Source organism: Rathayibacter sp. PhB152 (assembly GCF_003751395.1).
In the GTDB taxonomy this organism is placed as follows: domain Bacteria; phylum Actinomycetota; class Actinomycetes; order Actinomycetales; family Microbacteriaceae; genus Rathayibacter; species Rathayibacter festucae.
Window position 1 is genome coordinate 563,809 of sequence record NZ_RJUT01000002.1, and the last position, 25,523, is coordinate 589,331.

Sequence of the window (25,523 nt, forward strand, 5' to 3'; positions counted from 1 at the left end):
GCACCGCGTCGGTGGTGATGATGCCTGGGTGGGGGCTCTCGGAGCGTGTCGCTCACCGGCCGCGACGATCCTACCGCGGGGCCGGGAAGCCGCGACGGGCGGGCGCGGTCAGCCGACGACGGGCGCGAAACCGCGGCAGACCGGCGTCAGCGCCTCGTCGAGGTAGGGCACCAGTTCGCCGCGGGTCGGCCCCGCCGCCGCCCACGCCTGCACCGCGGCGACCGCCGCCCCGACGCTCGCGTAGGCGACGGCGTGCGCCACGTGCGCGGGCAGCGGACGTCCGGCCCGCGCTCGCACGAACTCCGCGACGATCGCCGCCTGCCGAGCGAGCCGCGAGAGCGCCGACGCCTGCAGCTCGTGCACGCTGCCGATCAGCTCGGTCTGCGTCAGCGCCCACGGCACGCTCGACGGACCGAAGCCCGCGCCGACCGCGAGCAGCGCGCCGCGCAGAGCGTCCATCGTCGACACGTCCGGCGACGCGGCCTCGAGCGCCGCCGGCAGCTCGGCCAGCCGGTCGTCGACGAGCACCCAGAAGACGTCGCTCTTCGAGGCGAAGTAGTTGAAGAAGGTGTTGCGTGAGACGCCGGCGCGCTGGGCGATCTGCTCGACCGTCGTGCCCGCGTAGCTCTGCTCCACGAAGAGATCGAGAGCCGCGTCCTCGAGCATGGATCGCGACGACGCCCGCGGCCGTCCGCGACCCGCTCCCGCTGTCCGCGCCATGACCGCCTCCGCCCCTGTCCGGCGACCGCCGACGCGCTAGGATAACGGCTGGACGACTTCGACCCGGCCATCACCGGTGAGTCTCCGGAAGAACAGCCCGGCCCCGGCCGCGGCCCAGTAGACCCGGACGGGTACGGCCCGTGACAGCCGATCGAGTGGGAGCGACCAGGGACAGCCCGTGAGGGCCGGTCCTGGGCGGTTCAAGCGAGGTGGTACCGCGACCCGGCCCGGGGTCTGAGATCCGGGCGGGCCGTCCTCGTGCAGACCAGCAGCACTGCCAGGAGACCGCACGTGACCTACCCCCTGACCCCGCCCACCCCCCGCGACGCCGAGAGCGCCGGAGACGATCCGAGCACCGGCGTCCCCGCGAGCACCGGCTCCGCCTTCGGCCGCGGCGTCCCCGCGTCGCCGCGGTTCCCGCAGATCGAGGAGAAGGTCCTCGCCTACTGGAAGGCCGACGACACCTTCCAGGAGTCGATCCGCTCCCGCGAGGGCGCCCAGGAGTGGGTGTTCTACGACGGCCCGCCCTTCGCCAACGGCCTGCCGCACTACGGGCACCTGCTGACCGGCTACGCCAAGGACGTCTTCCCCCGCTTCCAGACGATGCGCGGCAAGCAGGTGCACCGCCGCTTCGGCTGGGACACCCACGGCCTCCCCGCCGAGCTCGAGGCGGAGCGGCAGCTCGGCATCACCGACAAGTCGCAGATCGAGGAGATGGGCGTCGCCGCGTTCAACGCCGCCGCCAAGGAGTCGGTGCTGCGCTACACGGGGGAGTGGCAGGACTACGTCACCCGCCAGGCGCGCTGGGTCGATTTCGACAACGACTACAAGACCCTCGACCCCACCTTCATGGAGTCCGTGATCTGGGCCTTCAAGCGGCTCTACGACAAGGGCCTCGCCTACGAGGGCCACCGCGTGCTGCCCTACTGCTGGCGCGACCAGACGCCGCTCTCGAACCACGAGCTGCGGATGGACGACGACGTCTACAAGATGCGCCAGGACCAGACGGTCACGGTCACCTTCCCCCTCGTCGGCGAGACGGCCGAGGCGCTGAACCTCACCGCCGTCCGCGCCCTCGCCTGGACGACGACCCCGTGGACCCTGCCCACCAACGCCGCGCTCGCCGTCGGCCCCGACATCGAGTACGCCGTGCTGGCGGCCGGCCCGAACGGCGCCGCCGACGGCAAGGGCGAGCCGGAGGAGCGCGAGCTCTCGGCCGAGTACCTCCTCGCCATCGACCAGGTCGGCGCCTACGCCAAGGACCTCGGCTACGAGGACGCGGAGTCGGCGCTGGCCGCGGTCTCGCGCACGCACCGCGGCAGCGAGCTCGAGGGCATCAGCTACGACCGCCTCTGGGACCACTACGCCGACACCGAGCAGTGGGGCACGCAGAACGCCTGGCGCATCCTCGTCGCGGACTACGTGACCACCAGCGAGGGCACCGGCATCGTGCACCAGGCGCCCGCCTACGGCGAGGACGACCAAAGGGTCTGCGAGGCGGCGGGGATCCCCGTCATCATCTCCGTCGACGACGGCGGTCGCTTCCTGCCGCAGATCAGCGAGGTCGCCGGCCTGCAGGTCTTCGAGGCCAACAAGCCGCTGACGCAGCTCCTCAAGGCGCAGCACCGCCTGCTCCGCCAGGCCAGCTACGAGCACAGCTACCCGCACTGCTGGCGCTGCCGCAACCCTCTTATCTACAAGGCCGTCTCCAGCTGGTTCGTCCGCGTCACCGCGATCCGCGACCGGATGGAGGAGCTCAACCAGGAGATCACCTGGGTCCCCGAGAACGTCAAGGACGGCCAGTTCGGCAAGTGGCTCTCCGGCGCGCGCGACTGGTCGATCAGCCGCAACCGCTACTTCGGCTCGCCGATCCCGGTGTGGAAGAGCGACGACCCCGACTACCCGCGCATCGACGTCTACGGCTCGCTCGACGAGCTCGAGCGCGACTTCGGCGTGCGCCCGGAGGACCTGCACCGTCCGTACATCGACGAGCTCACCCGCCCGAACCCCGACGACCCGACCGGCCGCTCGACGATGCGCCGCATCAGCGACGTGCTCGACGTCTGGTTCGACTCCGGCTCGATGCCGTTCGCGCAGGTGCACTACCCGTTCGAGAACTCCGACTGGTTCGACTCGCACAACCCCGCCGACTTCATCGTCGAGTACATCGGGCAGACCCGCGGCTGGTTCTACACGCTGCACGTGCTCTCGACCGCGCTCTTCGACCGGCCGGCCTTCCGCAACGTCGTCAGCCACGGCATCGTCCTCGGCAACGACGGGCAGAAGATGTCCAAGTCGCTGCGCAACTACCCGGACGTCGCCGAGGTCTTCGACCGCGACGGCTCCGACGCGATGCGCTGGTTCCTGATGTCGAGCCCGGTGCTGCGCGGCGGCAACCTCGTCGTCACCGAGGAGGGGATCCGCGAGGGCGTGCGCCAGGTGCTGCTGCCGCTCTGGAACACCTGGTACTTCTTCTCGCTCTACGCCAACGCGTCCGTCGACGCCGCGGGCGAGGGCTACAGCGCGACCCGCCGCACCGACTCCGGGGACGTTCTCGACCGCTACCTGCTGGCCAAGACGCACGATCTCATCGAGACCGTCACCGGCCACCTCGAGGCGCTCGACTCGACCCTCGCGGCGGCCGCACTGCGCGACTTCGCCGACGTGCTGACCAACTGGTACGTCCGCCGCTCGCGCGACCGCTTCTGGCAGGGCGTCGACGCCGAGGGCCGCGGCACGGAGGCGTTCGACACGCTCTTCACCGTGCTCGAGACGGTCTGCCGGGTCGCCGCGCCGCTGCTCCCGCTGATGACCGAGGAGATCTGGCAGGGCCTGACCGGCGGGCGGAGCGTGCACCTGGCCGACTGGCCCGACGCCGCCGAGTTCCCGGTCGACCAGACGCTCGTGCACGCGATGGACGCCGTCCGCGGCATCTCGTCGACGGCGCTGTCCCTGCGCAAGCAGGCCGGCCTGCGGGTCCGCCTGCCGCTCGCGCGGCTCACCGTGGTCGTCGACGACGCCGCCGAGCTCGCGCCGTTCGAGGCGATCCTGCGCGACGAGCTGAACGTCAAGGAGGTGTCGCTGGTCCCGCTCGTCGAGTCCAGCGCGGCCGACTACGGCGTCACCTCGCGCCTCTCCGTCAACGCGCGGGCCGCCGGTCCGCGCCTCGGCAAGGGCGTGCAGACCGTCATCAAGGCCGCGAAGGCCGGCGACTGGAGCGAGACCGACGGCGTCGTCACCGCCGGCGGCGTCGAGCTGGTCGAGGGCGAGTACGACCTGACCCTCGAGGTGGGCGGCTCGGGAGCCGACGACCGCGCGATCGCGCTGCTGCCCCGCGGCGGCTTCGTGCTGCTCGACACCGCGACCACGCCGGAGCTGGAGGCCGAGGGCCTGGCCCGCGACCTGATCCGCGCCGTGCAGGACGCCCGCAAGGCCGCCGGCTTCGAGGTCAGCGACCGCATCGAGCTCGAGATCGTCCTCGACGAGATGAGCATGGCGGCCCTCGAGCCGCACGCCCTCTGGATCGCCGAGGAGACCCTCGCGACCGGCTTCGGGTTCGCCGCGCTCACCACTGCGCTGGAGGGCGGCGAGGGTGCGATCGCCTTCGGGCCCGCCGGCACCGCCATCATCCGCGTCGAGAAGGTGGAGGCCTCCGATGTCTGACAAGGACCGCTACTCCGAGGAGGACGCCCGGCTCGCGCGTGAGGCGGCCGACGCCGTCTACGCGAAACTGCTGAAGCGGCTCGGCGAGGCGAGCCCCCGTCCGCGGCTCGCACCGACGCGGCGGGCTGTCGACTACATGGGCGACCCGCAGCAGGCCTACCCCGTCATCCAGGTCGCCGGCACCAACGGCAAGACCTCGACCAGCCGGATGATCGAGAGCCTGCTCCGCGCCCACGGGCTGCGGGTCGGCCTCTTCACCAGCCCGCACCTCGAGCGCTTCAACGAGCGCATCGTCATCGACGGCGAGCCGATCTCCGACCTCGGCCTCGCCACGAACTGGATCGACGTCGAGCCCTACCTCACCATGACCGACGCCGAGCTCGTCGGCCGGGGCGAGAGCACGCTCTCGTTCTTCGAGGCTCTCACCGTGCTGGCCTACGCGGCCTTCGCGGACGCTCCGGTCGACGTCGCGGTCATCGAGGTCGGCATGGGCGGCGAGTGGGACTCTACGAACGTCGCGGACGCGCAGGTCGCGGTCTTCACGCCGATCGCGCTCGACCACACCCGGCAGCTCGGAGCGACGATCGAGGAGATCGCCCGCACCAAGTCCGGCATCGTGAAGCCCGCGGCCGCCGTGGTGTCGGCGAAGCAGACCCCGGAGGCGGAGGCGGTGCTGCGACAGGCGGCCGAGCTGACCGAGTCGACGATCGTGTTCGAGGGCGCCGACTTCGACGTCGAGTCGACCACGGTCGCCGTAGGCGGCCAGCTCGTCTCCGTCCGCGGTCTCGTCACCGGCTACGAGCAGCTTCTGCTGCCGTTCTTCGGCGACCACCAGGCCGAGAACGCGGCGGTCGCGATCGCCGCGGTCGAGACGTTCCTCGGCGGCGGCACGCAGGAGCTGACCGGGAACGTCCTCGACGAGGGCTTCGCCGCGGCGACCTCGCCCGGCCGCCTCCAGATCGTCGGCCAGTCGCCGCGCACGGTCGTCGATGCGGCGCACAACCCGCACGGCGCGGCCTCCCTCGCCGCCGCGATCGAGCGCTACTTCGACTTCGACCGCGTCACCGCGGTCCTCGGCGTCCTCGCCGAGAAGGACGCGGAGGGCATCCTGCGCGCGCTCCGGCCGGTCGTCGACGAGCTCATCGTCACGACCGCCCCGAGCGAGCGCGGAGTCCCGGCCGAGGAGCTCGCCGAGCTGGCCCGCACCGTGTTCCCCGCGGAGTCGGTCCGCGTCGCCGAGGATCCGGACGGCGCGCTCACCGCCGGCCGCCTCCTCGCCGCCCGCACGGACAAGGGCGCCCTGCTCGTGACCGGATCGATCACCCTCGTCGGACGGACGATGACGGTCGCGCGCGACGAGAACTGGCTCGGCGCGTGAGGGCCGGCCGCCCGCGCCGGAATCGGACGGTCCGCGAGAGCCTCGGCTCGATCGTCCTCGGCTTCGAGGCCGTCATCGTCTTCCTCGCCACGCTCGTCGCCTTCGGGCTGAAGGCCGCCGACCCGGTGATCGTCCTGGTCGGGGGAGCGGTCGTCTGCCTCGCCCTCGTCGCGACGCTCGGCCTGCTCAACCGGCCGGTCGGCTTCCGGATCGGCTGGGTCCTCCAGTTCGTTATCGTGGCCACCGGTGTCCTGGTGCCGATCATGTTCGTCATCGGCGCGGCGTTCGTCGCGCTGTGGACGTACTGCATGGTCACCGGCACCAAGCTCGACACCCAGGACCGCCGCGCGGCGGACGGGCCCACCGACCCCACCCCCACCTAAGGAGACCGCTGAACCATGGCCATCCAGGAGACCCTCGTCCTCGTCAAGCCCGACGGCGTCGCCCGCAACCTCACCGGCGAGATCCTCCGCCGCATCGAGGCGAAGGGCTACTCGCTCGTCGACATCAAGCTCGTCGAGGCCGACCGCGAGCTGCTCGCCGCCCACTACGCCGAGCACGAGGGCAAGCCGTTCTACGAGCCCCTCGTCGAGTTCATGGAGAGCGGCCCCATCGTCGCCCTCCGCATCGCCGGCGACCGCGTCATCGAGGGCTTCCGCTCCCTCGCCGGCACGACCGACCCCACCACCGCCGCTCCCGGCACCATCCGCGGCGACCTCGGCCGCGACTGGGGCCTCAAGGTCCAGCAGAACCTGGTGCACGGCTCCGACTCCGCTGAATCCGCGGAGCGCGAGCTCGCGCTCTGGTTCGCGTAGCGAACCGCCGCGGTGCCGTCTTGCGCCGCGGTAATCCGCGACGCCGCGGTCGGCTCTCGTAGGCGGGCGCGTTCCGCAGAGCGTCGCGCGTTCGGCGACGGGAAAGCGCTGACACGCGCTTTCCCGGATGCGCCTCCGAGGCGGTCCATGCTGATCGAGTAGCCCTCGGAGCGGGCGTAGCGAGATCCACCGGGATCAGCAGATGGGTCTGCAGGCTCCCGTCCTGACGATGGTGGGTCTCGATACGCCGCTGCGCGGCTACTCGACCAGCATGTGGCGCGCCGCATCTCGCGGACGCCGGCCAGCATGTGGCGTGCCGCGTCCGGCTTCGGGCGCCCCGCGCATGCAGAAATCAGCGCGATGGCCGGCAAGCATGCTGATCGAGTAGCCCGCGGAGCGGGCGTATCGAGATCCTCCACCTCCCGGGGGCGGCGCCGGCCGTCAGCCCGTCAGCGTCAGAGGTAGGACAGCACGTCCAGGCGCACCTGGGCGATCACGGCGATCACCAGGTAGCAGACGATCGTGATGAACGGCACCCAGCCGTACGCGGCGCCGGCGAAGCGGCGGACCGCGGCGGGAACCGGGAAGACGCCCTCGCGGAGGTTGCGGAGGGTCACCAGCCAGAAGCCGGGGATGACGACGGCCCAGGTGAGCATGCACCAGGGGCAGAGCGTCCCGAGGGCGAAGATGCTCGTCGCGATCAGCCAGCCGACGAAGGCGAGCGCGAAGACGAAGCCGAGATTGAACAGCGCCCAGAACCAGCGGTCGAAGCGCGCTCCCGCGAGCAGCCCGGCACCGACGACGATCGGGGCGATCCATGCGGCGACGCCGATCAGCGGATTCGGAAAGCCGAAGATCGCGCCCTGCGCCGACTTGAGGTTGGCGCTGCACTGCACGAGCAGGCTGAAGTCGCAGCCGAGGGCCTCCGACGATCCGCTGAGCGACGTGAACTTGTCGAGCGTCAGCGTGAACGCGGCGATCCAGCCGACCACGCCGAGAACGATCAGGAGCACCGCGAAGAGGACCGGACGCTGCTGGGTGGGGGCGCTCGGCACCTCGGGATCGCTGGACACCGGGGGATTATGGCACGCGGCGAATCGGCGGCTCTGGGAATGCGTGCGATAATCGGAGCCGTCGGCCCGGAAGATCCCGCACCGACGCGAAGAAGGTTTACCGGGCGAGCACCGGGCCACAGGAGATCGACAGCGTTCCGCGAATGAGCGCGACGCATCTCCACGTGTCGGATAGTCAGTTCCGAGGAGAAGCTGCAACCGGAGTCCTGCGCCACGTGAGCGACGGGACCGGGGGAGCGGAAGGATTCGCGGCGGGCCGAGGCCCGTCGCTCGAGAACAGCATCCGGGTCGACGGCGCGGCGCACGACCCGGCCGAGGAGTGCACCAGGAATGGTGGAAGACAACAGCACGGGCGGATCCGAACCGGACCGCGACGAGCCCCGCAGCGGGGCCAGGAAGATCAGTCGCCTCTTCGGTGGCCGTCGGACGAACCGACGGGCCGGATCGAGCGCATCAGCGACAGGGGAAACGATCATCGACACGAACGACGCCGAGCAGAACGGGTCGCACACCGCCGCCCCGGACACGGCAGCCCAGGACACCGAGCAGACCACCGCGCCGGACGCGAGCGCCGAGCCCGGCGAGACGGAAGGGCCGGCCTCGACCGGTGCCGCCTTCTTCACCGCCGGCCCGGAGTCGCCGGCCGCCGCCGAGCAGTCCGCGACGGAGGAGTCCGCTCCCCGCCGCCCGCCGCTGCCGAGCACGTCGCTGCTCTTCCAGGCGCCGATCCTGCCCGACTACGTCCAGCTGACCCCGCTGCCGCCCCGAGGCGCCCCGCTCGGCGTCCGCGAGGAGCGCGACGAGCCGGAGGAGGAGCAGGGCTCCGTCCGCCGCCGCTCGCGTCGCCGCAGCGGCGAGAGCGACCGCGGCGGCTCCGACGACCCCGAGAACACCGTCGTCCGGGTCCGTCAGCCGCGCGAGCAGCGCGAGCCCCGCGAGCCGGAGCTCATCACCGAGCCGCAGCGCATCAAGGGCTCGACCCGCCTGGAGGCCAAGAAGCAGCGCCGCCGCGACGGCCGCGACGCCGGCCGCCGCCGCACGGTCGTCACCGAGTCCGAGTTCCTCGCCCGCCGCGAGGCCGTCGACCGCGTCATGGTCGTCCGCTCCAAGGAGGACAGCATCCGCATCGGCGTGCTCGAGGACGGCGTCCTCGCCGAGCACTACGTCGCCCGCTCGCAGGAGGCGTCGCTGATCGGCAACGTCTACCTCGGTCGCGTGCAGAACGTCCTGCCCAGCATGGAGGCGGCCTTCGTCGACATCGGGCGCGGCCGCAACGCCGTGCTCTACTCCGGCGAGGTCGACTGGGACGCCGCGAACAACGCCGGCGGCCCCCGCCGCATCGAGCTCGCGCTCAAGCCCGGCGACCGCGTGCTCGTCCAGGTCACCAAGGACCCGGTCGGCCACAAGGGTGCCCGCCTCACCAGCCAGATCTCGCTCCCCGGCCGCTACCTCGTCTACGTGCCCAACGGCTCGATGAACGGCATCTCGCGCAAGCTCCCGGACACGGAGCGCGCGCGCCTCAAGAAGATCCTCAAGGAGGTCCTCCCCGAGAACGTGGGCGTCATCGTCCGCACCGCCGCCGAGGGCGCCACGGAGGAGCAGCTGACGGTCGACGTCGAGCGCCTCACCGCGCAGTGGACCGCGCTCAGCACCAAGGCCGCGACCGGCCAGGCGCCGGCGCTGCTGCACAGCGAGCCCGACCTGCTGATCAAGATCGTCCGCGACGTCTTCAACGAGGACTTCGAGAAGATGGTGATCGCCGGCGACGACGCCCGCGAGACCATCGAGCTCTACCTCAGCCAGGTCGCCCCCGACCTGCTCGAGCGGGTCCAGGTCTACTCCGGCGAGCAGGACGCGTTCGACGAGTTCCGCATCACCGAGCAGATCGAGAAGGCCCTCGAGCGCAAGGTCTGGCTGCCCAGCGGCGGCTCGCTCGTGATCGACCGCACCGAGGCCATGACGGTCGTCGACGTGAACACCGGCAAGTTCGTCGGCTCCGGCGGCAACCTCGAGGAGACGGTCACCAAGAACAACCTCGAGGCCGCCGAGGAGATCGTCCGCCAGCTCCGGCTGCGCGACATCGGCGGCATCATCGTCGTCGACTTCATCGACATGGTGCTCGAGTCCAACCGCGACCTCGTGCTCCGGCGCCTGGTCGAGTGCCTGAGCCGCGACCGGACCAAGCACCAGGTCGCCGAGGTCACCTCGCTCGGCCTCGTGCAGATGACCCGCAAGAAGCTCGGCCTCGGCCTCCTCGAGACCTTCAGCGAGAACTGCGAGGTCTGCGCGGGCCGCGGCGTCATCGTCCAGCACGACCCGGTGGTCAAGCACCGCTCGACCGCCGCTCCGCAGCAGGAGCGCCGCCGCGGCGGCAAGCCTGCGAACGAGCAGCCCTCGAACGGCCGGTCGACGCAGAACGGCGCCGGCGGCCAGAACGGGAGCGGCTCGAAGCCGGTCAGCACGCACGCGATCACCGACGACGCCAAGAACGCGCTCGCGCAGATCGCCGCGAGCACGATCCACCCGGCCGCCGTCCGGCACGCCGCGGAGGAGGCCGTCGCCCTCGTCGACGAGGCCACGACCACCGCGGAGACGCAGCAGGCCGAGCAGCCGACCGATCCGTCCGCCGAGCAGTCGGGCGAGCAGTCCGCGGAGCGTCAGGGCGAGTCGTCCGGCCGCCGCGAGCGTCCCGCCCGGGGCGAGCGCCGTCGCCGGGGCCGCGACCGCGAGCCGCGCCAGGAGACGCCGGAGTCCGGCGAGCAGCAGGAGTCCGCTCCCGCCGCCCGCGAGACGGCCCAGGAGCCCGCAGCGCAGGAGCCCGCGGCTCAGCCCGTCGCGGCCGAGGCTCCTGCGGCTCAGGCTCCGGTGGTCCCGATCCTCGACATCCCGATCCCGCCCGCGCCGGTCGTGACCGAGCGCCGGGTGCCGAGCGCGGTCGCCGAGCACCTGCTCGACTCCGTCCTGGACGCGCTGCCCGCACCCAAGCAGCCCGGCCAGGGCCGCGCCAAGAGCCGTCGCGTCACCACGGCGGCGCTCACCGGGATCGCGGTCGTGCCCGAGCAGACGCCGCGCCGCGCGCAGTAGCGCAACCGGCGACGATCAGTGGGGCCCGGTGCCCGGCGAGAGCCGGCGCCGGGCCCTCTCCGCGTCCCGGTCCCGGCCCTTCACGCGCAGGCCGCTGTCGCGGAGCCGCTCGACCAGCTCCCGGCTGCCCACGGGCACGGCGCCCGCCGCGAGCAGCTCCTCGCGACGCGCGGCGGGCACGTCGTAGTGATCGAGGTCGAAGCCGCGCTCCGGCAGCCCGACGAGGCGCGCGAAGGCGTGCAGCTCCTCCAGGGAGGAGTCGCTGACGAGGTGGGCCCAGAGCGTGTCGTGGGCGGGCCAGCGCGCCGCGTCGAGGAGGATCGCCATCCGTCGATCGTAGGCGGCGCGCCTGCCCGATCCGCGGCACGGCCTGCACTATCGTGACGGGGTCGTCGGTCGAGCGGCACCCCCTCCGGGGCGGTGCGCGTTTGACCGGGGAGCACGGATCCCGTACTCTTGACCGTTGGTGTGGCGCGATCCATGTGCTCACGCAGATTTCCGTTGCCGCTCGGCCCCTCACGGGGTGCGAGCCGCGGTGCCGGTCCCCTCGTCTCGTACGAGAGACGGGTACGACCGGGAAGACCGGGGTCCGACCCCGTCCTTACAAGCCCCGGACAGCGCTCACGCGCCGTCCAGATGAGAAAACAGGTACGAGAAGTGGTTTACGCAGTTGTGCGCGCCGGTGGCCGGCAGGAGAAGGTCGAGGTCGGCACCATCGTGACGATGGACCGCATCAAGGCCGACGAGAACGGCACCGTGCAGCTGGCTGCCGTGCTCCTCGTCGACGGGGACTCCATCACCTCGGACGCCGCGGCGCTCGAGAAGGTGTCGGTCACGGCCGAGGTGCTCGAGGAGCTCCGCGGTCCGAAGATCATCATCCAGAAGTTCAAGAACAAGACCGGGTACAAGAAGCGCCAGGGGCACCGTCAGGACCTCACGCGCGTCAAGGTCACGGGCATCAAGTAACACCCACACTTCGCTGATCTGCGGCGGGAGCCATCGCTCCGCAGAGCATCAGCACGGGGCTGCGGCCCCCCGGTCTCGAGGAGATGAGAAATGGCACACAAGAAGGGCGCAAGCTCCACCCGCAACGGTCGCGACTCGAACGCGCAGCGTCTCGGCGTGAAGCGCTTCGGCGGTCAGGTCGTCAGCGCGGGCGAGATCATCGTCCGCCAGCGCGGCACCCACTTCCACCCCGGCGTCAACGTCGGTCGTGGCGGCGACGACACCCTGTTCGCCCTCTCGGCCGGTGCGGTCGAGTTCGGCCACAAGGGCGGCCGCAAGGTCGTCAACATCGTGGTGGCCGCCGCTTAGGCAGCTCTCCTCGGCCGAGCAGGCACAGGACGCAAGGGGCGGGCTTCGGCTCGCCCCTTGCGCGTTGCTGCGGCACCCTCACCGCGAGCCACGTGCTCGTGAGCGCCGCGCACCTCGGCACCCGGCGTCGGACACTCCGACGCCGCCACCTCCCCATCGGACGGAACACACCATGGTCACCTTCGTCGACAACGTCACGCTGCACCTGCGCGCCGGGCACGGCGGCAACGGCTGCGTCTCCGTCCGCCGCGAGAAGTTCAAGCCGCTGGCCGGCCCCGACGGCGGCAACGGCGGTCACGGCGGCGACATCGTCCTCGTCGCCGACGCGCAGACCACCACGCTGCTCGCCTTCCACCGGCACCCGCACCGCTCCTCGGCCAACGGCGGCCCCGGGATGGGCGACCACCGCGCCGGTGGCAACGGCGACCTCCTCGAGCTGATGGTCCCGGTCGGGACCGTCGTCAAGTCGCCCACGGGCGAGGAGCTGCTCGACATGGACGAGCCGGGCTTGCGCTTCGTCATCGCCCCCGGCGGCCAGGGCGGCCTCGGCAACGCCTCGCTCGCCACCACCAAGCGCAAGGCCCCCGGCTTCGCGCTGCTCGGCACTCCCGGCTGGGAGGGCGACGTCGTCCTCGAGCTGAAGACCGTCGCCGACGTCGCGCTCGTGGGCTTCCCCTCGGCCGGCAAGTCCAGCCTCGTCGCGGCCATCTCGGCGGCGAAGCCGAAGATCGCGGACTACCCGTTCACCACCCTCGCGCCCAACCTCGGCGTCGTCCAGGCGGGGGAGTCGCGCTACACCGTCGCCGACGTCCCGGGACTGATCGAGGGCGCGAGCGAGGGCAAGGGCCTGGGCCTGGAGTTCCTCCGCCACGTCGAGCGCTGCACCGCTCTCGTGCACGTGCTCGACTGCGCCACGCTCGAGCCGGGCCGCGACCCGCTCACCGACCTCGACATCATCCTCGGCGAGCTGGCCGCGTACCCGGTCGGCGACGGCCAGGTGCCGCTCCTCGAGCGCCCGCAGCTGATCGCCCTGAACAAGGTCGACGTGCCGGAGGCCCAGGAGCTCGCCGACTTCGTCCGCGCCGACCTCGAGGCCCGCGGCTACCGCGTCTTCGAGATCTCGACCGTCTCCCACTCGGGACTGCGCCAGCTGACCTTCGCCCTCGGCGAGATCGTCGAGCAGCACCGTCTCGCCCTCGCGGCCGAGCCCAAGGTCGAGCGGATCACCATCCGCCCGCGCGCCGTCGACGAGAAGGACTACGAGATCCGCGTCGAGGGCGGCTCCTACGGCAACGTCTACCGCGTGCTCGGCACCAAGCCGCAGCGCTGGGTCGCGCAGACCGACTTCACCAACGACGAGGCCGTCGGCTTCCTCGCCGACCGCCTCGCGAAGCTCGGCGTCGAGAACGGCCTCTTCTCGGCCGGGGCCGTCGCCGGCTCGACCGTGGTCATCGGCCCGGGCGACGGCGTCGTCTTCGACTGGGAGCCCACGCTGACCTCGACGGCGGAGCTGATCACCGCACCGCGCGGCACCGACCTCCGCCTCGAGGAGAACAACCGCAAGACCCGCGCCGAGCGCCGCGACAACTACCTCGAGCGCATGGACGCCAAGGCGGCCGCCCGTGCCGAGCTCGACCGCGAGCGCCAGGGCGGCGTCTGGCGCGTCTCGGACGAGGACGACCTGGTGGGCGACGCCGAGGAGGTCTGACTCCTCGGCACTGCCCCCAGCGAGGGGCGGTCGGCGAATACACTGGCCGGATGCCGCAGACGACCCTCGACAGCTCCGTCCTGACCGAGCGGTTCGCCGCGTCCCGCACGGCCTCCCGGTCGCTGCGCAGCGCGACGACCGACCTGAAGAACCGCGCCCTCCTCGCGATCGCCGACGCCGTCCGCGGATCCGTCGAGCGGATCGTCCCGGCCAACGAGCTCGACCTCGCGAACGGCCGGGAGAGCGGCATGACCGCCGGCCTGCAGGACCGCCTCCGCCTCGACGAGGCGCGCCTCGGCTCCCTCGCGGACGCCGTGGTCGCGGTCGCCGGTCTCGTCGACCCGGTCGGCCAGACGGTCCGCGGCTCGAACCTGCCCAACGGCGCCTCGCTCACCCAGGTGCGCGTCCCCTTCGGCGTCGTCGGCGCCATCTACGAGGCACGCCCCAACGTCACGATCGACATCGCCGCCCTCGCGCTCAAGAGCGGCAACGCCGTGATCCTCCGCGGCGGCAGCGCGGCCGAGAACACCAACCGCGTCCTCGTCGAGCTGCTGCAGGAGGCGGTCGCCTCCGTCGGCCTGCCCGCTGAGCTGATCCAGACGGTCGACGACTTCGGCCGCGAGGGCGCCAAGGCTCTGATGCGCGCCCGCGGCTACGTCGACGTGCTCGTGCCCCGCGGCAGCGCCGGCCTCATCGAGTCGGTCGTGACCGAGTCGACCGTGCCGGTGATCGAGACGGGCGCCGGAGTGGTGCACGTCTTCCTCGACGCCAGCGCCGACGAGCAGTGGGCCGTCGACATCGTGCACAACGCCAAGACCCAGCGCCCGAGCACCTGCAACGCGCTCGAGACGCTGCTCGTGCACCGCGACGCCGCCGAGCGGCTCCTGCCGCCGGTCCTCGGCCGCCTCGCCGCCGCCGGCGTGACCGTGCACGGCGACGAGCGGGTCCGCGCGATCGTCGCCGATGCGGTGCCCGCCACCGAGGAGGACTGGACGGCCGAGTACTACTCGCTCGACATCGCGGTCGCCGTCGTCGACGACCTCGACGCGGCGATGGACCACATCGCCCGCTACTCCACCCACCACACCGAGTCGATCGTCACGAACGACCTGCGCAACGCCGAGCGCTTCCTCGCCGAGGTCGACTCCGCGGTGGTGATGGTGAACGCGTCCACCCGCTTCACCGACGGCGGCGAGTTCGGCTTCGGCGCCGAGGTCGGCATCTCGACGCAGAAGCTGCACGCCCGGGGACCGATGGGACTTCCCGAGCTGACGAGCACGAAGTGGCTGCTGCGCGGGTCCGGTCAGGTCCGCTCCTAGCACCGCACCCGGCTCGCGGCGGTGTCCGGGTAGACTCGTCGACGCCCTGAGTGGGCGATCCCGATTCCAAGGAGCACCGCATGTCCCTCGTGACGACCGTCCTCGCTGAAGCAGCGCACACCGAGCTGCCGATGCCGACCATCGTCTACGGGCTGATCGCCGTCGTCGCCTTCACCGCGCTCGGCTTCGTCACGTGGAGCTACCGCGACGTCGCCAACCGCCACTCGCACAAGACCGGTGCCGGCTCGCACGACTCCCACGGCCACGGCCACTAGTCCGGCGGCCCTGCGATCGTGACGTCCGCCGCGAGCGGAGACCCGCGGCGTCCGCGCATCGGTGTGATGGGTGGCACCTTCGACCCGATCCACCACGGGCACCTCGTCGCCGCCTCCGAGGTGGCGCAGTCCTTCGACCTCGACGAGGTCGTCTTCGTGCCGACCGGCCGGCCGTGGCACAAGAAGACGGTCACGCCGCCGGAGCACCGCTATCTGATGACGGTCATCGCGACCGCGTCCAACCCGCGCTTCACCGTCAGCCGCGTCGACATCGACCGCATCGGCACGACGTACACGATCGACACGCTCCGCGACATCCACCTCGCGCACCCCGACGCCGAGCTGTTCTTCATCACGGGAGCCGACGCCGTCGAGCAGATCCTGAGCTGGAAGGACTACGACGAGCTCTGGGAGCTGGCGCACTTCGTCGCCGTCAGCCGGCCGGGTCACGCGCTGTCCGTTTCGGGATTGCCGGCTCAGGACGTATCCTTGTTGGAAATTCCGGCGCTAGCGATTTCCTCGACGGACTGTCGGAGCCGCGTGAACCGGGGTGATCCGGTCTGGTATCTGGTTCCCGACGGTGTCGTCCAGTACATCTCGAAGCACCACCTGTATCGGAGCACGCCATGACAGTTCAGCACGAGGGCGCGCCGCTCACCCGGCGCGAGATCCGCGAGCGCGAGCGAGCCGCGGCCGGCGCCGCGCCCGCCGCCGCACCGACGACCTCCCGCCGCGCCGCGACCGCGTCCGTCACCGCCGCTGGCGAGATGCCCGTCCTCACCGCGACCCAGGCCCTGCGCGTCCCCGTCGTCGCGCCCACCCCCGCCGCCGAGCCCGAGCTGAGCACCTCCGCGATCGAGGTCGTGCTGCCCGAGGGCGTCGACCGCAGCACGCTCACCCGCCGGGAGCTCCGCGCGCTGCTCGCCCAGCAGCAGGCCGAGCAGGTCGCCGCGACCCCCGAGGCCGCGCCCGCCGACGCGGAGCCCGCGGCCGCCGCGGAGGAGTCCGCTCCGGAGCCGGCCGACGCCGTCGTCGTCGTCGAGGAGCCCGAGCAGTCGGCCGACGAGCCCGAGCAGCCGGTCGACGAGCCCGAGCAGCCCAAGCTCAACACCGCCCTCTTCGCCACCGTCGGCACGCTCGACATCGCGGACGAGAAGGCGACCGAGATCACCGGCAGCTTCCACCCGCCGATCGAGCACCTCGCTATCACCGACGAGCTCGACAGCAAGTCCAAGGAGGAGGTCGACGCCTCCTTCGACTCCCTCATCGCGAGCGGAGTCGCCGCGACGGGCGCCGTCACCACGACGAACGCCCTGATCCTGCCGACCGCGGGTGACGCGTCGCCCGTCCGCACCGACACGGGCGAGGTGCTCGTCACGGGCTCCTTCGACCTGCCGCGGAGCCTCGGCTCCACCGGTCAGCACCCCAACCTCTACGACTCGCCCGATGTCGACCGCTACGTCGACCGCATCGACCGCGAGCAGCCCGCCTCGGACTCGGAGCCCGTCCGGGCGTCGAGCGCCGTCTCCACCCACGCCGCGGGCACCGCGATGATCGCCCCGCAGAAGCGCCGCGCCGTCAGCGTCCCCGTCGTGCTGGCCATCACCGCCGCCGTGCTGCTGGTCGCCTCGATCGCGCTGTTCATCGGCGGCTTCGTCCTCAACATCTTCTGATCCACCACCGACACTGAAGGCTTCATGACTGCGACCGCTTCCGCCCGCGCCCTGCTCGACCTCGCGGCCACCGCCGCCGACTCCAAGGGCGGGGAGGACCTCGTCGCGCTGGACGTCTCGGGTCCGCTGCCGCTCGTCGACATCTTCTTCCTGGTGACGGGGCGCTCCGAGCGCAACGTCGTCGCCATCGCCAACGAGGTGGAGGACCGCCTCAACGAGTCCGGCGCCAAGCTCCTGCGCCGCGAGGGCCGCGCCGAGGGCCGCTGGATCCTGCTCGACTTCGGCGACCTCGTCGTCCACGTCTTCCACGAGGAGGACCGGATGTACTACTCCCTGGAGCGCCTCTGGAAGGACTGCCCGGTCGTCCCGATCACGGTGGCGAACGCCGTTCCCGCCGACTCCGCGGCCACCTCGAACTGAGGAACACGCCCGGCGTCGCCGCTCGATTTCACTCCACGCGCTTCGTGTTGTAGTTTATTCGAGTTGCTTCCGCCGGGCGGAGGAGCGGCCCGCAGGGTCTGCACCTCGAGTCCGAGAAGCGCACCAAGGGTCCGTGGCGCAGCTGGTAGCGCACCTGCATGGCATGCAGGGGGTCAGGGGTTCGAATCCCCTCGGATCCACCGCAAGGCAGAGAGCCCCGCACTTCTCCGGAAGCGCGGGGCTTCTGTCGTTTCCCGGGGCGCAGTACCGGGCGACCGATCATCCTGCGCCAGTGCACGAGACCTCCGAGTCGGTGCCTACCATCCCTGGGATGTCTCACCACTCGATCAGGCGCCACGGTGCGTCGAGCGTCGTCCGCGTGCCCGCCGATCTCCTCGACGCCCTGGCCGACGACCCGATGCGCCGGTCCCCGACGCTCGCGTTCCTCCGCGACTCGCTCGCCGGCGACGTGCACCTCCGCTCCTGGTGGTCCGAGGACGAGAGCGTCGCCGTGGTCGGGTTCGAGTACTCGGGCGAGCGGATCCCGCTGAGCTTCGATCTCCCGCGCCTGCTCGGTGTCCCACGCGCGGCGACCGGGGAGCGCTGGCTGATCGTGGGTACGCCGGTGCGCCTCCGGCACACCCTCTACGGCTGCCCGACGGCTCTCGCCCCCCTCCTCGAGCGGGTCGGCCGGGAGTGCCGGACGTGGGGGCTCGACGGGGTCGTCGTGCCCTGGGTGGACCTCGACGACGGGGACAGAGGAAGCCTGCTGGCCGACCTCGGATTCCGAGCGGTGTTCTCCGACGCCGACTGGCGCCTCGACACCGGCGGGCACGCCGACCTCGACGGCCTCCTCGCCGCCCTGCCCCGCACGGCCCGCAAGCAGTTCGCAAGTGACCGGAACCACTTCGCCCGGACGCGCTGCACGATCCGGGACTGGCAGCCGGGCGACGAGGCGTTCGCCCCGCGGCTGCACCGGGAGTTCATGGCCGACCACGGGCACCACGGAGCCGAGTTCACCGACGACGCTTTCGGTTCCTTCTCAGCACTCCCGGGCGCGCGGCTGAGGGTCGCGGTCGACGGCGAGGAGCGGCCGGTCGGGTTCGCGATGGCGATCCTCGACGACACGACGATGCACGTCCTGCGCTGGGCGCGTCCGTCCCGGGGAGTCCCGGACCGTCTCTACGCGACGCTCGGCTACCTCGATCCCGCCGAGTTCGCGATCGGGGCCGGGGTGGAGCACGTGTGGCTCGGCAAGAGCGCGCACCGCTTCAAGCGGCTGCGCGGGCTGACACCGGTGCCCGCGGCCTTCCACTTCCTCGCGTTCGATCCGGACCGGCACGCGCGGCTCGGGCGTGCGGCGGAGACGGCTGACCGCATGGCGCGGGAGCGGTATCGGCTGGCGCTGGAGAGCTGAGTGCTCCGCCAGAATGGCGGGATGCCGACTCCGACCGCGCCGCGCGGCCTCATCACCCAGTTCTCGATCGTCGACGCGCTGCTGGCCGGTCTGTTCGACGGCGTCGTCACGCGGGCCGAGGCCGACGAGGCCGGCGACTTCGGGCTGGGCTGCGGCGACCACATGGAGGGCGAGCTGGTCGTGCTCGACGGCGTCCACCGGCTCTTCCGCGGCGACGGCTCGGTCGTCGTCCTCGAGCCGGAGGACACGATCGCCTTCGCCGAGCTGGCGCGGTTCACTCCGGACAGCACGGAGACGGTCGAGGCGGTGCCGTCGCTCGACGCCCTGCTGACGGCGGTGCGGCGCACCGTGCCGAGCCCGAACGTGTTCGTCGGCGTCCGTCTCCGAGGCCGCGTCGAGCACCTGACGCTGCGGCAGCCGATCGCCCAGGTGAAGCCGTACCTCCGCCTCGCCGATGCGATGCGCGACCAGCGCGAGGTGCACCTGAGCGACGTCGAGGGCACGATCGTCGGCTTCTACGGCCCGAAGCCGTTCCAGGGCATCAGCGTCGCCGGGCTGCACACCCACTTCGTCGACGCGAGCGGCACCGCCGGCGGCCACGTCCTCGCGGCGTCCGGGCTGAGCGGCGAGCTGGCGGTCGAGCAGTACGCCGGCCTCACCGTGCGTCTCCCCGAGTCGGAGGACTTCCTCGCCGCGGACCTGGACGACGAGGTCGGCTCGTCCGACGCCGCCATCCGCGCCGTCGAGACCGACCACGCGCACTGGGACGGGCACTGAGGCGCACTCCGGCGGGGGAGCGGCGGCCCTACCCTGGACGCATGCCCACGCTGCGCGACGTCCACGCCGTCATCGACCGTCTCTGGCCCGAGGGGGCCGCGGAGGACTGGGACGCTCCCGGTCTCGTCACCGGTGATCCGGCCGCGCAGGTCGAGCGGATCCTCCTCACGGTCGACGTCGTCGCCGACACCGTCTCCGAGGCCGTGGGCGGCGGCTACCAGCTCCTCTTGGCCCACCACCCGCTCCTGCTCCGCGGGGTCACCTCGATCGCGGAGGACGGCTACAAGGGCCGCCTGCTCGCCGAGCTCATCCGGCACGGCTGCGCGCTCGTCTCCGCGCACACCAACGCGGACATCGTGGCGGACGGCGTCTCCGACGTGATCGCGACGCGACTCGGGCTCACCGGCACGACGCCGCTGGTCCCCGGCGAGGACCCGTCGGTCGGCCTCGGCCGCGTCGGCGACCTCGCCAAGGAGGTCACGCTCGGCCGCCTGGCCCGCGCCGTCGCCGAGCTGCTGCCCGCGACCGCCGGGGGAGTCCGTGCCGCCGGCGACTACGAGGCGCCCATCCGTCGGGTCTCGCTCTGCGGCGGAGCCGGCGACTCCCTCCTCGACAGCCCTGCGGTCCGCACGAGCGACGTCTACATCACGGCCGACCTCCGGCACCACCCGGCGTCGGAGGCGCGCGAGAAGGCCCGCCACGGCACCGGACCGGCGCTCCTCGACGTCTCGCATTGGGCGAGCGAGTGGCTCTGGCTCGACGTCGCCGCCGAGGCCCTGCGCACCGCGCTGCCGGGGGTCGTCGTCGACGTCAGCGAGACCCGCACCGACCCCTGGGATTTCGCCATCGTCCACTGACGCTCCGCGAGCGCGCGAGAATGGAGCCGGCACGCCCACCCTCCGTGCCGGGAACGAGGACCGCGACGTGATTGCCAGCCCCGCCGACCAGCGAGAGCTCCTGACTCTGCAGAGTCTCGACACGAGGGGCAACCAGCTCCGTCACGCCGTCGCCACCCTGCCGCAGATCGCGGCGATCAAGGCGATGCAGACCCGCGACAACGAGACCCGCCGCACCCTCGCGGAGCGCAACGGCCGGCTGGAGGACGCCCGCACCGAGCTCGGCCGCATCGAGTCCGACGTCGAGGTCGTCGACAAGCGCCTCGCCCGCGACCGCGACCGCCTGCAGACCGCGTCGTCCGCGAAGGACATCGCCGCACTCGAGGGAGAGATCACCTCGCTGGTCAAGCGCCGCGGCGACCTCGAGGACATCGAGCTGACGCTGATGGAGCGGATCGAGGGCATCGAGGCCGAGGTCGCCGCCGCCCAGGCCGAGCGCGACGAGGTCGTCGCCGGCATCGCGACGCTCGCCGAGGAGCGCGACGCCCAGGCCGAGAAGCTCGCCGGCAAGCAGGAGGCGCTCGCCCGCGACCGCGCCTCGCTCGTCGAGAAGATCCCGGCGGACCTGGTGGAGCTCTACGAGAAGCAGCGCGCCCGCTACGGCGTCGGCGCTGCGCTCCTGCGCGGCAAGGTGTCGGAGGGGAGCGGTGTCGCTCTCACCGAGTCCGACCTCGCCTGGATCCGCACCACCGCGCCCGACCAGGTCGTGCTCTGCCCCGACAGCGGCTGCATCCTGGTCCGCGGCGACGAGTCGACGCTCGCCTGACCCGGCCCGTACACTGGATCCGCGAACGGGCCGGCAAGACGGTCGCGTCGCCGGGGTGAGAGCCCCGGCGCCGAGGAACGTCCGGGCTCCGCAGAGCAGGGCGGTGGGTAACACCCACCCGGGGCGACCCGCGAGACAGTGCCACAGAGAACAGACCGCCGTGGGCCCCGGCCCGCGGTAAGGGTGAAACGGTGGTGTAAGAGACCACCAGGGGCCGGAGTGATCCGGTCCGCTCGGTAAACCTCGCCCGGAGCAAGGTCAGACAGAGGACGATGCGGCTGCTCGTCGGGTCCTCGGGTAGACCGCTGGAGGGTCACGGCGACGTGCCCCCGAGAGAGATGGCCGTCCAGCGCCCGCCGAGAGGCGCGGCGTGAACAGAACCCGGCGTAATAGCCGACCCCTTCGCCACGAAAGGCCCCGCACAGCGGGGCCTTTCGCGTCTCGTGGCCGGCTGCGCCCCTTTGCGCGGCGGTCCCTGCCCGCCGCGCCGCGGTCGGTCTGGGTGCGTGGTCGCGTTTCGCGGAGCGTCTCGCATTCGGCTCCGGAGAAACGCTGGCACGCGTTTCTCCGGCTCGCCTCGGCCCTGCTTCCGCATGCTCCTGAAGAGCGCCGTCCTCGCGCGCATGCTGATCGAGTAGCGCTCGCAGAGGGCGTATCGAGAGCCGCCCCTGCTGGACGCGGGCTCGGGGACGCCGTTCGGTGACGTGGGTCTCGATACGCCGCTGCGCGGCTACTCGACCAGCATGGAGGGGGCGGGCGACAGGGACGCGGGCGCTGCAGACCGCTCTCGCGCAGCGAGGCTCACCGGCGAAACGCGTGCCAGCGTTTCGTCGTAGCCGGAGGCGAGACGCTCTGCGGAACGCGGCCACATGTCGAGGCCGACCGCGCCGCGGCGGGCGGGGACCGCCGCGGAATGGGCTCAGCGGCGCACGCCGCCGCCCGCCAGGGCCGCGGCGCCGAGGATGCCCGCGTTGTTGCGCAGGGCGGCCGGGACGATCGGGGTGCGCAGGTCGAGCAGGGGCAGGAACTCCTCGTGGTGCTTGGAGATGCCGCCGCCGACGATGATCAGGTCCGGCCAGAGGAGCGCCTCGAGGTGGGAGTAGTAGCGCTGCAGGCGCTTGGCCCAGTGCTTGTAGTCCAGGTCGTCCCGCTCCTTCGCGGCGAAGGACGCCTTCTTCTCGTAGTCGCCGCCGTGGATCTCGAGGTGGCCGAGCTCGGCGTTGGGGATGAGGACGCCGTCGTAGATCTGCGCGGTGCCGATGCCGGTGCCGAGCGTGGTCATCAGGACCAGGCCCTTCTTGTCCTTCGCCGCGCCGAAGCGCGACTCGGCGTACCCGGCGGCGTCGGCGTCGTTCACGAAGAAGATGTCGCGGCCGATGGCGTCCTCGAACATCTTCTCGGCCTCGAGGCCGATCCACTCGTCCGAGACGTTCGCGGCGGACATGGTGCGCCCGTGCACCACGGCGGCCGGGAAGCAGATCCCCACCGGGGTGTCGGCCGGTGCGTCCGGGAGCATGCCCAGGATCTGCTGCACCGTGGCGACGATGTCCTTCGGGCGTCCGCCCTCGGGGGTGGCGACCTTCATCCGGTCGCTGAGGAGGGCACCCTCGCCGAGGTCGACGTACGCCCCCTTGATGCCGGTCCCTCCGATGTCGATTCCGATCGCGGTCGCAGCAGCAGTCATACCGGCCATGCTAGCGAGGCGCGAGGGGGAGCGACCGGCGACCGGCCCCGGCGTAGGATCGCGGCATGTCTGACGGTGATGCGAACTCCTGGTGGTACAACCTCAAGTCCGGCGCGGTGGAGCAGGGCTTCCAGTCCCCGTCCGTCGATCGCGCGGGCCCCTACTCGTCCCGCGAGGAGGCGTCCCACGCTCTCGCGAAGATGCGCGAGAACACCCGCCGCTGGGACGAGGAGGACGCGGAGGACCGCTGATCCCGCGCTGATCCGGGTCCCGCCCCGCTACTCGTAGCTGTGCTCGGCTCCGGGGTACGCACCGGCCTCGACGTCCTCGCGGAACGCGGTCACCGCGCCGGTGAGGACACCGCGCAGGTCGGCGTACTGCTTGACGAAGCGCGGCACTCGGCCGGTGGTCAGCCCGGCGAAGTCGGTCCACACGAGCAGCTGACCGTCCACGTGCGGGCCGGCACCGACGCCGATCGTCGGGATGCTGAGCTCCTCGGTGACCCGGCGGGCGGCCTCGCTCGGCACCATCTCGAGGACGACGGCGAACGCTCCCGCCTCCTGCACCGCGCGAGCGTCGGCGAGCAGCTGCTCGATCCCCTCGCCGCGGCCCTGGATCATGTGTCCGCCGAGGCCGTGCTCGCTCTGCGGGGTGAAGCCGATGTGCGCCATCACCGGGATGCCGGCCTCGACGATCCGCCGGATCTGCTCCGCGGAGCGGACGCCGCCCTCGAGCTTCACGGCGTGGGCGTGCGTCTCCTTCATGAAGCGGAAGGCGGTGTGCAGCGCGTCGTCCGCGCCCGACTCGTAGGAGCCGAAGGGCAGGTCGGCGACGACGAACGCGCGCTCGACGGCGCCCGCGACGGCGCGGGCCAGCGGGATCAGCTCGTCCACGGTGACCGGCAGGGTCGTGTCGTAGCCGAGCACGGTGTTGCCGGCCGAGTCGCCCACGAGCAGGAAGTCGATGCCCGCCTGGTCGAAGATGCGGGCCGTGAGCACGTCGTAGCTGGTGAGCCCGGTGATCCGCACCCCCGAGTCCTTCGCGGTCTGGAAGTGGCGGGTTCTCACGCGTTTCACGGGCTGCGCTGACATGCGGTCGAGTCTATCCGCGCCCCGTCGGGGCTCCGCGGGGAACGGCCGGGCGCCCAGCAGGGGAGGGGCGGAGCCACTAGCCTGGGAGCGAAACAGGAAGGGCCTTGATGGACAAGCAACGGGACTTCGTTCTTCGCACCATTGAAGAGCGAGGGATCAAATTCGTTCGCCTCTGGTTCACGGACGTCGTCGGCACGCTCAAGTCGGTCGCGATCGCTCCGGCGGAGGTCGAGGGGGCGTTCGCCGAGGGTCTCGGCTTCGACGGCTCGGCCATCGAGGGACTCACCCGCTCGTTCGAGGCCGACGTCCTCGCGCACCCGGACCCGTCGACCTTCCAGATCCTGCCGTGGCGCGGCGAGATCGATCCGACGGCGCGGATGTTCTGCGACATCACCACGCCGGACGGCCAGCCCGCCGTCGCCGACCCGCGGAACGTGCTCAAGCGCACGCTCGCGAAGGCGGCCGAGCGCGGCTTCACGTTCTACACGCACCCCGAGATCGAGTTCTACCTGCTGAAGTCGTCGACCTTCGGCGCCGAGGGCCCCGAGCCCGTCGACTCCGCCGGCTACTTCGACAACGTCCCCGGCGGCACGGCGCACGACTTCCGCCGCCGCTCGGTCCGCATGCTCGAGGACCTCGGCATCTCGGTCGAGTTCAGCCACCACGAGGCGGGCCCCGGCCAGAACGAGATCGACCTCCGCTATGCGGACGCGCTGACCACGGCCGACAACATCATGACCTTCCGCACGGTCATCAAGGAGGTGGCGATCGAGCAGGGCGTCTACGCGACCTTCATGCCCAAGCCGCTCTCCGGCCACCCCGGCTCGGGCATGCATACGCACCTCTCGCTCTTCGAGGGCGACATGAACGTGTTCTACGAGCAGGGCGCGCAGTACCAGCTGTCCAAGCTCGGCCGCCAGTTCATCGCCGGGCTGCTCAAGCACGCCCCCGAGATCACCGCGGTGACGAACCAGTTCGTCAACTCCTACAAGCGCCTCTGGGGCGGCGACGAGGCGCCCAGCTACGTGTCGTGGGGCCACAACAACCGCTCCGCGCTCGTCCGCGTGCCGCTGTACAAGCCCAACAAGGGCCAGTCCTCGCGCATCGAGTACCGCGCGCTCGACTCGGCCGCGAACCCCTACCTCGCCTATTCGCTGCTGCTGGCCGCAGGACTCAAGGGCATCGAGGAGGGCTACGAGCTCCCCGCCGAGGCCGAGGACAACGTCTGGACGCTGTCGGACGCCGAGCGCCGCGCCCTGGGCTACAGCCCGCTGCCGGCGAGCCTCGACCGCGCGATCTCGCTGATGGAGGAGTCGGAGCTCGTCGCCGAGACCCTCGGCGAGCAGGTGTTCAACTTCGTGCTGCTCAACAAGCGGAAGGACTGGGCCGAGTACCGCGCCCAGGTCACCCCGTACGAGCTGCGCAGCAACCTCGAGATGCTCTGACCCCT

Annotated in this window: 24 protein-coding genes, 1 tRNA gene and 1 other RNA gene; 21 read left to right on the forward strand and 5 right to left on the reverse strand. The window is 71.7% G+C overall.

Annotated features, from left to right (window positions below):
* Positions 1-108: 108 nt before the first annotated feature.
* Complete coding sequence (locus tag EDF36_RS06060; RefSeq protein ID WP_243615613.1) at positions 109-666, reverse strand: TetR/AcrR family transcriptional regulator; 558 nt, start codon at positions 664-666, stop codon at positions 109-111.
* Between the two features lie 357 nt (positions 667-1,023).
* Between EDF36_RS06060 and ileS the strand changes: the two genes are divergently transcribed.
* Genes ileS through ndk form a run of 4 tightly spaced genes read left to right on the forward strand, consistent with a single transcriptional unit; the run spans position 1,024 to position 6,576 of the window.
* Positions 1,024-4,383, forward strand: a complete 3,360-nt coding sequence (gene ileS, locus EDF36_RS06065; RefSeq protein ID WP_123732439.1) for an isoleucine--tRNA ligase — start codon at positions 1,024-1,026, stop codon at positions 4,381-4,383.
* Positions 4,376-5,761, forward strand: a complete 1,386-nt coding sequence (locus EDF36_RS06070; protein WP_123732273.1) for a folylpolyglutamate synthase/dihydrofolate synthase family protein — start codon at positions 4,376-4,378, stop codon at positions 5,759-5,761. Before ileS ends, EDF36_RS06070 begins: the two co-directional genes overlap by 8 nt.
* Positions 5,758-6,144 carry a DUF4233 domain-containing protein gene (locus EDF36_RS06075; protein WP_243839916.1) on the forward strand — a complete coding sequence of 129 codons (387 nt, stop codon included), beginning with the start codon at positions 5,758-5,760 and terminating at the stop codon, positions 6,142-6,144. The genes EDF36_RS06070 and EDF36_RS06075 overlap by 4 nt, the downstream gene beginning before the upstream one ends.
* A 15-nt stretch (positions 6,145-6,159) precedes the next feature.
* Complete coding sequence (gene ndk / locus EDF36_RS06080; protein WP_123732274.1) at positions 6,160-6,576, forward strand: nucleoside-diphosphate kinase; 417 nt, start codon at positions 6,160-6,162, stop codon at positions 6,574-6,576.
* A 455-nt stretch (positions 6,577-7,031) separates the two neighbouring features.
* On the opposite strand, the gene EDF36_RS06085 is transcribed toward ndk, so the two are convergent.
* Positions 7,032-7,649 carry a vitamin K epoxide reductase family protein gene (locus EDF36_RS06085; RefSeq protein WP_260300540.1) on the reverse strand — a complete coding sequence of 206 codons (618 nt, stop codon included), beginning with the start codon at positions 7,647-7,649 and terminating at the stop codon, positions 7,032-7,034.
* Between the two features lie 330 nt (positions 7,650-7,979).
* On the opposite strand from EDF36_RS06085, the gene EDF36_RS06090 reads away from it, so the two are divergent.
* The gene (locus tag EDF36_RS06090; protein WP_123732275.1) at positions 7,980-10,733 is read left to right on the forward strand and encodes an Rne/Rng family ribonuclease; all 2,754 of its coding nucleotides are present in this window, start codon (positions 7,980-7,982) and stop codon (positions 10,731-10,733) included.
* A 15-nt stretch (positions 10,734-10,748) separates the two neighbouring features.
* Here the strand turns inward: EDF36_RS06090 and EDF36_RS06095 are convergent, their stop codons facing one another.
* A complete protein-coding gene (locus tag EDF36_RS06095; RefSeq protein ID WP_123732276.1) occupies positions 10,749-11,060 on the reverse strand; it encodes a DUF4031 domain-containing protein in 312 nt (103 codons plus the stop codon).
* A gap of 330 nt (positions 11,061-11,390) precedes the next feature.
* Between EDF36_RS06095 and rplU the strand changes: the two genes are divergently transcribed.
* The 14 genes from rplU to rnpB all read left to right on the forward strand — a co-directional run bounded on the left by rplU (position 11,391) and on the right by rnpB (position 21,703).
* The gene (rplU, locus tag EDF36_RS06100; RefSeq protein WP_123445822.1) at positions 11,391-11,699 is read left to right on the forward strand and encodes a 50S ribosomal protein L21; all 309 of its coding nucleotides are present in this window, start codon (positions 11,391-11,393) and stop codon (positions 11,697-11,699) included.
* Positions 11,700-11,789: 90 nt separating this feature from the next.
* Positions 11,790-12,047, forward strand: coding sequence for a 50S ribosomal protein L27 (gene rpmA, locus EDF36_RS06105; protein ID WP_123732277.1), 258 nt, complete (start codon positions 11,790-11,792; stop codon positions 12,045-12,047).
* A 172-nt stretch (positions 12,048-12,219) separates the two neighbouring features.
* Positions 12,220-13,755 (forward strand): GTPase ObgE, encoded by a 1,536-nt coding sequence (gene obgE / locus EDF36_RS06110; protein ID WP_123703517.1) that lies wholly within the window; start codon positions 12,220-12,222, stop codon positions 13,753-13,755.
* Between the two features lie 50 nt (positions 13,756-13,805).
* Positions 13,806-15,074, forward strand: a complete 1,269-nt coding sequence (locus EDF36_RS06115; RefSeq protein WP_123732278.1) for a glutamate-5-semialdehyde dehydrogenase — start codon at positions 13,806-13,808, stop codon at positions 15,072-15,074.
* A gap of 80 nt (positions 15,075-15,154) precedes the next feature.
* Positions 15,155-15,349: a hypothetical protein gene (locus EDF36_RS06120; RefSeq protein WP_123445826.1), complete on the forward strand. Its 195-nt coding sequence runs from the start codon at positions 15,155-15,157 to the stop codon at positions 15,347-15,349.
* Positions 15,350-15,367: 18 nt separating this feature from the next.
* Entirely contained in the window at positions 15,368-15,979 is a 612-nt protein-coding gene (gene nadD, locus EDF36_RS06125) for a nicotinate-nucleotide adenylyltransferase (protein ID WP_123732279.1), read from the forward strand.
* A complete protein-coding gene (locus EDF36_RS06130; RefSeq protein WP_123732280.1) occupies positions 15,976-17,022 on the forward strand; it encodes a hypothetical protein in 1,047 nt (348 codons plus the stop codon). Before nadD ends, EDF36_RS06130 begins: the two co-directional genes overlap by 4 nt.
* Positions 17,023-17,046: 24 nt before the next feature.
* On the forward strand, positions 17,047-17,442 hold the full coding sequence (gene rsfS, locus EDF36_RS06135; RefSeq protein WP_123732281.1) for a ribosome silencing factor: 396 nt from the start codon (positions 17,047-17,049) through the stop codon (positions 17,440-17,442).
* A gap of 127 nt (positions 17,443-17,569) precedes the next feature.
* Positions 17,570-17,642: transfer RNA gene (locus EDF36_RS06140), tRNA-Ala, on the forward strand.
* A 131-nt stretch (positions 17,643-17,773) separates the two neighbouring features.
* Positions 17,774-18,859, forward strand: a complete 1,086-nt coding sequence (locus EDF36_RS06145) for a peptidogalycan biosysnthesis protein (protein ID WP_123732282.1) — start codon at positions 17,774-17,776, stop codon at positions 18,857-18,859.
* 21 nt (positions 18,860-18,880) lie between these two features.
* The gene (locus EDF36_RS06150; protein ID WP_148059981.1) at positions 18,881-19,636 is read left to right on the forward strand and encodes an acetolactate decarboxylase; all 756 of its coding nucleotides are present in this window, start codon (positions 18,881-18,883) and stop codon (positions 19,634-19,636) included.
* A 41-nt stretch (positions 19,637-19,677) separates the two neighbouring features.
* Positions 19,678-20,493, forward strand: coding sequence for a Nif3-like dinuclear metal center hexameric protein (locus EDF36_RS06155; RefSeq protein ID WP_123732284.1), 816 nt, complete (start codon positions 19,678-19,680; stop codon positions 20,491-20,493).
* 67 nt (positions 20,494-20,560) lie between these two features.
* Positions 20,561-21,298, forward strand: coding sequence for a zinc ribbon domain-containing protein (locus tag EDF36_RS06160; RefSeq protein ID WP_123445833.1), 738 nt, complete (start codon positions 20,561-20,563; stop codon positions 21,296-21,298).
* Positions 21,299-21,324: 26 nt separating this feature from the next.
* An RNA gene (gene rnpB / locus EDF36_RS06165) (RNase P RNA component class A) lies at positions 21,325-21,703 on the forward strand.
* A 514-nt stretch (positions 21,704-22,217) separates the two neighbouring features.
* Here the strand turns inward: rnpB and ppgK are convergent.
* Complete coding sequence (gene ppgK / locus EDF36_RS06170) at positions 22,218-22,982, reverse strand: polyphosphate--glucose phosphotransferase (RefSeq protein ID WP_123703533.1); 765 nt, start codon at positions 22,980-22,982, stop codon at positions 22,218-22,220.
* A 65-nt stretch (positions 22,983-23,047) separates the two neighbouring features.
* Between ppgK and EDF36_RS06175 the strand changes: the two genes are divergently transcribed.
* Positions 23,048-23,233, forward strand: coding sequence for an SPOR domain-containing protein (locus EDF36_RS06175; RefSeq protein ID WP_123732285.1), 186 nt, complete (start codon positions 23,048-23,050; stop codon positions 23,231-23,233).
* Between the two features lie 27 nt (positions 23,234-23,260).
* On the opposite strand, the gene panB is transcribed toward EDF36_RS06175, so the two are convergent.
* Complete coding sequence (gene panB / locus EDF36_RS06180) at positions 23,261-24,073, reverse strand: 3-methyl-2-oxobutanoate hydroxymethyltransferase (RefSeq protein ID WP_123703541.1); 813 nt, start codon at positions 24,071-24,073, stop codon at positions 23,261-23,263.
* A 107-nt stretch (positions 24,074-24,180) separates the two neighbouring features.
* Between panB and EDF36_RS06185 the strand changes: the two genes are divergently transcribed.
* Entirely contained in the window at positions 24,181-25,518 is a 1,338-nt protein-coding gene (locus tag EDF36_RS06185; RefSeq protein WP_123445837.1) for a glutamine synthetase family protein, read from the forward strand.
* The last annotated feature ends 5 nt before the right edge of the window (positions 25,519-25,523 follow it).

Excerpts from the sequence above, each read along its gene's own strand:
- EDF36_RS06060 (WP_243615613.1), bottom strand. The coding sequence starts at position 666 with ATGCTCGAGGACGCGGCTCTCGATCTCTTCGTGGAGCAGAGCTACGCG.
- EDF36_RS06070 (WP_123732273.1), top strand. The coding sequence starts at position 4,376 with ATGTCTGACAAGGACCGCTACTCCGAGGAGGACGCCCGGCTCGCGCGT.
- ndk (WP_123732274.1), top strand. The coding sequence starts at position 6,160 with ATGGCCATCCAGGAGACCCTCGTCCTCGTCAAGCCCGACGGCGTCGCC.
- EDF36_RS06090 (WP_123732275.1), top strand. The coding sequence starts at position 7,980 with ATGGTGGAAGACAACAGCACGGGCGGATCCGAACCGGACCGCGACGAG.
- EDF36_RS06095 (WP_123732276.1), bottom strand. The coding sequence starts at position 11,060 with ATGGCGATCCTCCTCGACGCGGCGCGCTGGCCCGCCCACGACACGCTC.
- rpmA (WP_123732277.1), top strand. The coding sequence starts at position 11,790 with ATGGCACACAAGAAGGGCGCAAGCTCCACCCGCAACGGTCGCGACTCG.
- obgE (WP_123703517.1), top strand. The coding sequence starts at position 12,220 with ATGGTCACCTTCGTCGACAACGTCACGCTGCACCTGCGCGCCGGGCAC.
- EDF36_RS06115 (WP_123732278.1), top strand. The coding sequence starts at position 13,806 with ATGCCGCAGACGACCCTCGACAGCTCCGTCCTGACCGAGCGGTTCGCC.
- EDF36_RS06120 (WP_123445826.1), top strand. The coding sequence starts at position 15,155 with ATGTCCCTCGTGACGACCGTCCTCGCTGAAGCAGCGCACACCGAGCTG.
- EDF36_RS06130 (WP_123732280.1), top strand. The coding sequence starts at position 15,976 with ATGACAGTTCAGCACGAGGGCGCGCCGCTCACCCGGCGCGAGATCCGC.
- rsfS (WP_123732281.1), top strand. The coding sequence starts at position 17,047 with ATGACTGCGACCGCTTCCGCCCGCGCCCTGCTCGACCTCGCGGCCACC.
- EDF36_RS06145 (WP_123732282.1), top strand. The coding sequence starts at position 17,774 with ATGTCTCACCACTCGATCAGGCGCCACGGTGCGTCGAGCGTCGTCCGC.
- EDF36_RS06150 (WP_148059981.1), top strand. The coding sequence starts at position 18,881 with ATGCCGACTCCGACCGCGCCGCGCGGCCTCATCACCCAGTTCTCGATC.
- EDF36_RS06155 (WP_123732284.1), top strand. The coding sequence starts at position 19,678 with ATGCCCACGCTGCGCGACGTCCACGCCGTCATCGACCGTCTCTGGCCC.
- ppgK (WP_123703533.1), bottom strand. The coding sequence starts at position 22,982 with ATGACTGCTGCTGCGACCGCGATCGGAATCGACATCGGAGGGACCGGC.
- EDF36_RS06175 (WP_123732285.1), top strand. The coding sequence starts at position 23,048 with ATGTCTGACGGTGATGCGAACTCCTGGTGGTACAACCTCAAGTCCGGC.
- panB (WP_123703541.1), bottom strand. The coding sequence starts at position 24,073 with ATGTCAGCGCAGCCCGTGAAACGCGTGAGAACCCGCCACTTCCAGACC.
- EDF36_RS06185 (WP_123445837.1), top strand. The coding sequence starts at position 24,181 with ATGGACAAGCAACGGGACTTCGTTCTTCGCACCATTGAAGAGCGAGGG.